Here is a 1,313-nt window from a genome sequence, read left to right as displayed (position 1 = left end):
ATGCGCAGCGGTTACATCCGCGCATCATGCCCACCGTCTATCTCCTCCGTCTCAGCGAGCCCACGCTGCAGCGCACGCGCTCGCTGCTGCTGCAGGCCGACGGCGTGGAGCTGGCCGGCAGCAGCACCCTGCTGGCCGACGCGCTGGACGAACTCGCCGCGCTGGCGCCCGACATCGTCGCTAGCGACCTGCGCCTGGTCGACAGCCATGCGATGCGTGTCGCCCATGAACTCGGCCGCCTGCCGGTGCGGCCCCAGCTGCTGCTGCTGACGCCGACGGCCGATGACCTGCAGCTGTTCGCCGCGCTGAGTGCCGGCGCCAATGCCTATCACGTGGACGACGGCAGCGGTGCCGGCCTCGTCCAGGCGCTGACTCGCCTGCATGAACGCCGCTCCATGTTCAACCCTCAGCTGGCCCGCCAGGCCCTGGCGGCATTCGGCATCGAGCGCAGCCCCATCGTCACGGCCCGCCAGGCCGCAGCGCCGCTGGATGCCAGCCCCGCCGGCCGCCAGATCGACCAGGCCAGCCGTCATCTGCTGACGCTGCTGGCGCAAGGCCTGCTACTGGCCGAGATCGCGACGCTGTGGAAGCTGGACGTTGCCGAGATCGAGCGCCGCATCTGGCGCCTGGTGCGTCTGCTGCATGTGCGTTCGCGGGAACTGCTGATCGCCTAGGCCGGCACGGTGTCCGCAAAGCTCTGGCGCTGGGACAGCTTGTCCATGTGGCGAGCCAGATTGGGGTAGTCCTCGCGCCAGTTGATCTCCGGGAAGCGGAATTCCAGCCAGCCCAGGGCGCAACCGACGGAGATGTCGGCGAGCGAGAAATGGTTGCCCGAGCACCAGGCCTTCTCGCCCAGGCCCTGGCTCATCGCGGCCAACGCGGCGTTGACCTTGGTCAGCTGACGGTCAATCCAGGCCGGGCTGCGCTGCTCCGCGGGGCGGTGCGCCCAGGTGCGCTCCAGGCGCACGAGGATGCCGGCATCGACGATGCCGTCGGCCAGGGCCTCCCAGGTGCGCACCTCACAGCGCTCGCGGCCGCGCTCGGGGATCAGCTTGCCCACGGGTGACAGCGTGTCCACGTACTCGACGATGACGCGCGAGTCGAAGACGGCACCGGTGATCGAATCCTGGCCTTCCATGACCAGGCAGGGCACCTTGCCCAGCGGGTTCATCTTCAGGATGGCGTCGCTGCCCCAGACGTCTTCAAGCACCAACTGGTAATCGAGCTTCTTCTCGGCCATCACGATGCGAACCTTGCGCACGTAAGGGCTGGCGAGAGAACCGATCAACTTCATCGTCATAGGGCAGGCAAGG

At 68.1% G+C, this 1,313-nt stretch carries 2 protein-coding genes; one reads left to right on the top strand and one right to left on the bottom strand.

Annotated elements, in window-relative coordinates; all coding sequences use genetic code 11:
• Positions 1 to 674, top strand: a 674-nt coding sequence (locus AC1DU6_RS31540) for a response regulator (RefSeq protein WP_477862115.1), incomplete at its 5' end; no start/stop codon positions are given.
• Here AC1DU6_RS31540 and AC1DU6_RS31535 read toward each other — a convergent pair.
• Complete coding sequence (locus AC1DU6_RS31535; RefSeq protein WP_056201274.1) at positions 671 to 1,294, bottom strand: glutathione S-transferase family protein; 624 nt, start codon at positions 1,292 to 1,294, stop codon at positions 671 to 673. The genes AC1DU6_RS31540 and AC1DU6_RS31535 overlap by 4 nt on opposite strands.
• Positions 1,295 to 1,313 lie beyond the last annotated feature (19 nt).

Source organism: Roseateles sp. P5_B10 (assembly GCF_056400485.1).
This window is presented reverse-complemented; position numbering and strand designations above follow the sequence as displayed.